Below are 7,322 nucleotides of genomic sequence, written 5' to 3' on the forward strand. Positions count from 1 at the left end.
CGACGGTGGTGCCGCGGCGCAGGTCAGAGAGGTGATCATCCCTCAGCCGGTCGTTTCGCCCCACGATCGGGCGGACGGCGAGGACTGGGGCGGACGCGGGTGGCCTATATAGCATTCGGGCGGACTGGCGGCAAGACTCGTGACTAATCCGTTATAACTTGTTGGTTGACTCCAGCGGCTATCCGGGGCGTAATGGAGAGACGTTCCCGCAGCGCCGGCTGGCGTGGTCGGCCACAGACGCAGCGGGCAGGCATCTCCTCAGGGGGTGCCTGCCGTTGCTGGTGCTGACGCTGCCGGGGTATGCCGAGTGTTGGGAGGACCCCCATGAAGGATCGTCTGTCGGCGAGTTGAGCCGCCGCACCACCTGATCGCGTTTGCGCCGTCGGTGGTGAGTCCTCACCCCATGTGGCTCGGCTAGGCCGTCTGCCCTGCTTCCATGCTGTTGACCGTCGCCTGCTGTGCAGGTCACGGCGACGCCTGCTGCCGTGGTGCCTGCCCCTGCGTTGGGTTTGGCGTGTTCGTTGACTCGACCACAGTGACTCTTACCGTCCCCTGCCACGCGGGGGGTCCGCCCGGCCGGGCGTTACCCGGCAGGGGCGCGCATGCCCGTACCCGCCGAGCATGGGCGACCCAGGCGATCCCCTTGCGCCGCACCTGAAACCCACAAACCCATCTTGGAGAAGTTCGTGACTTCACTCGACATCATCCCTTCGGGCGCGGCCTTCACGCCCGCCCTTCCGGTCCGCACCAGAGCGATGACGCCACTTGAGGCGTTGCCCGGATCGGCCAACGGCAGGTGGTGGGCCTTTGGCGACACGTAAGCAGCGGCGCCCTGACTCACCCGAGGCGGTGGGGTCGGGGCGGCAGCCGTTGGAGAACCGAGCCCAGGTGGCGATCATGCTGCTGATCGGCGGAGCGGCCGGCGCGGCGTCCTTCACCCACGTGCATGACGTCGCCGCCGCACACGGCCAGCCGGGCTGGCTGGCCTGGGCCGACGCGATCGTGTTGGAGTTGACCTCGATCGCCGCCGGTCTAGAGTTGCGCCGCAACCGGCGCTTGGGCAAGAACGTTGCGTTCCCTGCCACGATGCTGGTCGCGGCGGTGCTGCTGTCGTTGGCCGCGCAGGTCGTCGAGGCCGAGGCGTCGGTAATCGGCTGGATCGCCGCCGCCCTGCCAGCGCTCGGTTTCCTGGCGATGGTGAAGATTGCCCTCGGCCGCGCCGACCCTGCCCCACCCCACTCAACCGTCCGGCCCGCGCGGACGGATCCCGGACCGCCCCTGACCGTTGACGTTTCGGTCCCGGACGACCGTCAGCCGGTTCCCAGGATCGCTACCGCCGTCCGGGACCGCGCGACCGAGGTCCCCGCCGTCGCGGACCGGCCCTGGGTGGTCCCGGACCGTCCGGACAGCCAGCCGTCGACCAACGATGGCGGTCCGGAGGTCGCCGTGCTGGTCCCGGCCGCCCGGACCGCCGCCCGCACCCTCACCGTCGAGGGAACGCCGATGTCCCGCAAGGCTCTCGCCCGACAGCTACGCGCGGACGGATACCAGTTGTCCAACGCCACCGCCTCGGCACTCGTGCGTGTCCTGCGCGCCGAGACCACCTCACCCACACCGGACCTGTCACCCGGGGAGGTGGCGTGACAGAACCGCAACCTGCGGCTTCTGTCAGAGCGAGCCGCCGCTGTCAGGCCAGTTTGCGCGCCTGTTAGCAGGCTCACGAGCTGACAGAACCTGACCGAACCTGTCCACACGCTTCCGCCCGCGACGGCGGCCGGTGCACCCGCCGCACGTCCACCCACACCTCTGAGCTTGGAGCAACAACAGTGATTACCCCACATGGTGAATCTCAGCTGGGTCGCCGCTTTCGTCACCGGCCCGACTCACACCCACTTCCAGGGTGCCGTCACGCCGGGCACGGTGTGCCCGGCGGTGTAGGAGTCAGCGCCGATCCCCGTTCTACCGTCCGTCTTGATCCTGACCCCCAACCTGACTCTCCGTACTCGCTCACAGCCCAGGTCAACCCCCCTCACATCGACTCTGATCGGCTCCAGACAGACCCTCAACTCTGGGGTCTCCCCCCTGGGGCTGCCCATGCGTAAACCCATACAGACCTCGGATCCGCTGCTGCGGCTGCAGGCCAGCATCACCGCCCGCGACGACCGGCTCCTCGGCTGGCTCTACGACCACGGCGTGTTCACCACCGACCAGATCGCTGCCGCCCTGTTCCCGTCCCTGGACTTCACTCAACGCCGCCTGCGCCGCCTCACCACCCTGCGGGCGGTGGACCGGTTCCGGCCCAACAGGGCCGACGGCGGCTCCTACCCCTACCACTACGTCCTGGACCAGCTCGGCTACGACCACGTCCACGCCCAACGTGGACTCGGACGACCACGCCGGGACCAAGCCCGCCGCCGCAAGCAGTCCCTCACCCGCAGACCGGACTTGCCACACCTGCTCGGCGGCAACCAGGTCTTCATCGACCTCTCCGCCCACGCCCGCACCCACACCGACGGCGACCTGGTCCGCTGGCAACCCGCATCCGCCTATCACGAACCCGGCGTCCTCTACCGCAAAGGCGGCAACCCGCAAATCATCATCGGCGGACCAACCGGCTTCCCCCGCCCGGACGGCGCCGGGGTGTGGACCGAACGCGGACGGTCCGTGCCGTTCTTCCTTGAGTACGACACCAGCGGCGAACGCCTGGACGTCCTTATCGACAAGATCGCCAAGTACGATCGCCTCTTCGCGATGAGCACCTGGGCATGGCCCGTCCTGTTCCACCTCCCCTCCGCCCGCCGCGAGGCGAACCTGCACCACCGCATCGCCGGCATTGACCTGCACACGGTCTTCGCCACCACCACCGCCGAACTGCGGGGCGCACTCGATGCCAGCCCCGCCGACCAGGTCTGGCAACGAGCCGACAGCAGCGGCCGTCACCGCCTCATCGACCTGCCCTACACAGACACCGACCACGACGACGAGTTCCCCACCCACACCGCGCCCGACCAAGACGGGCGCGCAGCCTGATGGGGAGGGGGTGGATCAGACGACGCTGTCGGCGTTTGGTCTCCCGCATGCCGCTGAGCCCGCCCGCGCCCCACAACCCCGGGGCTGCGGCCGTCGTCGCCGCACGGCGCGCACCCCAGCGGTGTTCCCGGAGCACGTGTCGGGCGGCGCGGGCAGCAGGGCTTACGAGCTATCAACGTCTGTCAGCGGCGCTGCTCGGCGACAGACAGCCCCCCGACCGCCCACCACTCACACCAGCGGCTCGCCTCCGTGAGTTTCTGTGAGTGGCGCACCTCTTCACTTCCACGGCCAGCGGAGCTACTGTCCGCGGCCCTCACCGATGCCGACCCGCCGCCGACTCCGGCCAGCAGGATCCGGCGATCAATCTTCAGCGATTTCTTATCACCGAGAAGGAGATGCGCATGGCTCGACACCTCGACCTCACGCCACGAGCCGTCCTGGGAGGGACATGGCCAGACGCCGTGACCACACATCACGTGCGAGCACACCGCATCGGTCGCCGCCGACCCCGCCCACGCGGGCAACCGACGACGAGGCCCCGATCGAGTCACCCGACACCGATCTTGCGACCGTGCCGGGAACACTGTCGATGGCCCGCTACCTGACCGACCCACAGACCGAAGCCGAGATCCAAGCCCTGGCCGCCGAAGCCGGCCTTCCCACTGTCGACCAAGCCACCAGACTCGCCCGCCTCCTACGCCTCCATTAGGCCGCCGCCCCAGCACACGCCGCCTGAGCTGCGCCCGCTCCAATGGGGCGGGCGCAGCCTCTGCATCTGGAAGGCCAGTCTCTGGGATCAGAGTGCTACGGGTATCGATGCCGGCTGGCCACGCGAACCCGTAAGCCGAAACCCGGCCAGCTCGCAGGCGGCAAACTGAGCGGCTGGTCGCGTCGACAGCGAGGCGACCGAGCACCAACGACGGCTTCGGCAGAAGAGGCAGACTTCAGGATCCGAGCTTTACGGTGGCGTACGGTTCCCAGACGTACATACCCTCGTCGCGGTTGAGAACGATGAGCTGACACGAGTCGATGACGGCGTTCGCGCTGAGTTTCGGCGCGGACGACAGAGCCTCGATCAGCGGAGCCGCAGAACCGTCGGTGTTGGTGTAGGCCAGGCTGAGGTGAGGGTTGTAAGGCTCGGCGGGCTCCGGTACTCGGTCCTCCCCCCAGACGTCGGCGATCGCGGCGCGGATCGCGGCACGTAGCTGCCGCACGGGTTCGACCGGGTCAACGGCGATCTGGATGGACTCGGAGTCGACGTGGGGCACGCCGATGGCGAGGTTGAACGGTGCCAAATGCGCGCAGCGGTCCTCGGCGGCGGCCACGATGGCGTCGATGTCCTCGGCGGCAACATCCTGAACAAAGCCGATCCCCTGCATCGTGAGATGGAGCCATCGGTTGGGGATGACATCGAGGCTGGGCTGCGAGGAGAGCAAGGATCGGTACTGGCCAGCGAGCTCGTCGACCTCGGGTTGGCCGTCGAAGGTGATGTGCCACGTGTAGAAGCGGGAGCCAACGCCCCAGCCTGGTCGCCAGTACCAGTGGTTGCGGATGCTGGTGGTGTGGGGGACTGCCATTGGTTCTCCAGGTCGTTACGGAAGTTGACGGGCGGCGCCGGTGGCGCAGAACTCGGTGATCGCTGCCTGAACACTGCGCGCCTCGGCGCTCGTGCGCAGCGTTGGGTTGCCGGCGAGGCTTCGGCCGACGTCACGCAGGCGGTGAATCAGAGGGTCGAGCCGCTGTTCGGGCGGCAGGCCGAGTACCGGGGACAGGATCGATACCGCCCCGTCGAGGCTTCCGGCGTTGAGATGTGCCGAGGCAGCCCAGATGCGGATTTGGGCCAGCGTGCCGTAGGCGACCGAGGGATCAACGGCGGCTTGCGCGAGAGCGTGCTCAGCATGCTTGATGGCGCTGGCAGCCTCACCGATGCGGAGCAGCACTGACCCGGCGTAATTGTGCTGGCGCACCACGCTGCAGGCCAAAAGTCCACCTACCGGATCGCTGGTGACATGCTCTCGGGCTGTGTCGGCCCGCCGCAGCGCCGATCGGGCCGAGTCAGCAGCACCGATTTCCGCCCACGCGTCTGCCTCCTGGCAGGCCAGCATGACCGCCGCGCTGCCCTCTGCGGCGTAGCCGAGTCCCCGCGCAGCGGCGTCCGCCGCGTCCTCGAATCGCCGCTCCCACAGATGGACTTTGCTGATCGTGGACAGGACCCAGGCTCGGAGCGTGTTATCGCGGACGGTCTCGGCGCACATCCATGCGGTGCGTGCTTGAGACTCCGCTGCGGCGGGATGGCCGAGGTCGCCAGCCATCCAGGCAAGCAGGCTGCAAAGGTACCCCGCCCAGGTGTAGAGCTCTCGCGACTGGTCGGGATTCTGGCGGCCGGTCTGCAGCAGCCGGAACACACGGTCGGCCAGTAGACCCGCTCGGGCATAGACGACGACTGGCGGCTCGGTCAGATAGTCGACGGCGATCCTGCGGGTGGAGGCAACGACATCGTCGAGGGTGAAGGGCCCGACGTTGGACGCTTGCGCCCATGTGCCGAAGCTGGCCGTGCGTTCTGCCACCGCGATCACCAATTCCGTCTCGTCCTGCAGAGCTCCGAGGTCCCACCGCATAGGCTCAGTCATCACGCCCGGCGGGGCTAGGGGTGCGACGGATCGGCTAGGCATCGGGACGGCGTTCCGGCCGCTCAGCATCTCTCGGTCCGCGTCCGGCATAGCGGTCAAGTCATCTAGGTCGACCAGACAGCTCGGCTCGGCGCCGAAGACCTGGGCCAGAGCGTTCAAGGCGGCCAAGGTGGGCCGACGGCCGCCGAAGGGCCATCGCTCGTAGTCGCTGATCCGTGCCCCTGTGATCGTCGCCGAACCGGTTCCGTTGGCGTTCAACCTCTCGGCCACCGCGTCTTGGGTCCAGCCATGAGCCTGTCGAAAGGCATCTCGCGGGCGCAATCCGAATCTTCGCTGCAGTTCAGCGGCGATGACTGCCGGCGTCGCGCCGAAGCCGGCCAAAGTCTGGCGCACGTGGTCGCGCTGCGCTTTGGTGCCGGTTGTCCTTGCCATCGCGGTCACCTCCTACGTGCGGCCTTCTCGTCGCACGGTATCGCCCTTCTGGTGACAACCGGAACGGATGACGACGAGGCCACCGGTCTACCACTGGGTAGTTCCTCACCAAATGATCAATGTAGATGCAGGTCATAGGCCATGTGTGTGTGGGGGAAAATCTCACCACTCCTGGGAATCCATCTACGTCCATGCGTTGCCAAGCTTGCAGCACTGGATCGCGGATCGGTCCGGATGTGGTCACCCAGATGGATGCAGTGGGTGGCCAGCAAGCAATGCCAGTCGTGGATGCCTACTGCCGCCAGCTCCCATGCCGTCTACCGGGCGGCAGACGCCACTCGGCTCCGTACTGACACTTCTTACCCGCGTGGGGATGCCTAATGAGAACGTCGATTGACCTGACGCACTACGGCTACCGCCAGGAGCTGGCCCGTAGACTGCGGTTCCGGGACTTGGTCGCCTACGGCCTGGTGTACATGGTGCCGATCGCACCGATGGCGATCTTCGGCAGCGTTTATGCCGGCTCCGGCGGCATGGTCGCCCTGGCCTACGCCATTGGTGTGGTCGCGTTGGTGTTCACCGCGTTCTCGTATGCGCAGATGGTGAAGGCCTTCCCCATGAGCGGCAGCGTCTACAACTACGCCGGCCGGGGCATCAGCCCGCCGGTCGGATTCCTCGCAGGTTGGGTGATCCTGCTCGACTACGTGCTCGTGCCAGGCCTGCTGTATCTGGTGGCGTCGGTGGCGATGCACGCCACGGTGCCGGTGGTGCCGGTGTGGTTGTGGCTGCTCGGGTTCGTGGCCGTCAACACGATCGTCAACTCGGTCGGGATCCGCATGACTGCGGTGGTAACCCGGGTGATGCTGATCGGTGAGCTGATCGTCTTGGCGGTATTCCTCGGCGTCGCCGTCTGGGCTCTCGCCTCGGGCAAGGGCCGGTTCAGCTGGGACGCCTTCTACAACGCCGACACCTTCACCTGGTCGCTGGTCGCCGGGGCGGTGTCGATCGCGGTGCTGTCCTTCCTCGGCTTCGACGGCATCAGCATGCTGGCGGAGGAGACCCGTGACGGCACCCGGCAGATCGGGCGGTCGATGGCCGTCGTGCTCGTCCTGGCGGGGGTGTTGTTCATCGCGCAGACGTGGTTGGCGGCAATGCTAGATGATCGATTCCAAGGGATGTGGGACCGCAAGTAGACGCGAGGGCGTCCATGATCGGCGTTGTCTAGGCAAC

4 protein-coding genes and 1 pseudogene are annotated in these 7,322 nt (G+C 67.3%); 3 read left to right on the forward strand and 2 right to left on the reverse strand.

Annotation, left to right across the window (positions count from 1 at the left end; genetic code table 11):
• Window positions 1-849 precede the first annotated feature (849 nt).
• Window positions 850-1,644, forward strand: coding sequence for a DUF2637 domain-containing protein (locus ACLQ25_RS28850; protein WP_425733913.1), 795 nt, complete (start codon window positions 850-852; stop codon window positions 1,642-1,644).
• 450 nt (window positions 1,645-2,094) lie between these two features.
• A complete protein-coding gene (locus ACLQ25_RS28855; RefSeq protein WP_425733909.1) occupies window positions 2,095-3,030 on the forward strand; it encodes a replication-relaxation family protein in 936 nt (311 codons plus the stop codon).
• 944 nt (window positions 3,031-3,974) lie between these two features.
• Here ACLQ25_RS28855 and ACLQ25_RS28860 read toward each other — a convergent pair.
• Together ACLQ25_RS28860 and ACLQ25_RS28865 are read right to left on the reverse strand one after the other, a co-directional pair.
• Window positions 3,975-4,607 carry a 2'-5' RNA ligase family protein gene (locus ACLQ25_RS28860; protein ID WP_425733910.1) on the reverse strand — a complete coding sequence of 211 codons (633 nt, stop codon included), beginning with the start codon at window positions 4,605-4,607 and terminating at the stop codon, window positions 3,975-3,977.
• Between the two features lie 15 nt (window positions 4,608-4,622).
• Window positions 4,623-6,092 (reverse strand): helix-turn-helix domain-containing protein, encoded by a 1,470-nt coding sequence (locus tag ACLQ25_RS28865; protein WP_425733911.1) that lies wholly within the window; start codon window positions 6,090-6,092, stop codon window positions 4,623-4,625.
• 380 nt (window positions 6,093-6,472) lie between these two features.
• On the opposite strand from ACLQ25_RS28865, the pseudogene ACLQ25_RS28870 reads away from it, so the two are divergent.
• Window positions 6,473-7,249: pseudogene (locus tag ACLQ25_RS28870) on the forward strand (APC family permease); the annotation flags it as partial.
• Window positions 7,250-7,322: the final 73 nt, after the last annotated feature.

It is taken from the genome of Micromonospora sp. DT44 (assembly GCF_049841635.1).
Classification (GTDB): Bacteria; Actinomycetota; Actinomycetes; order Mycobacteriales; family Micromonosporaceae; genus Micromonospora.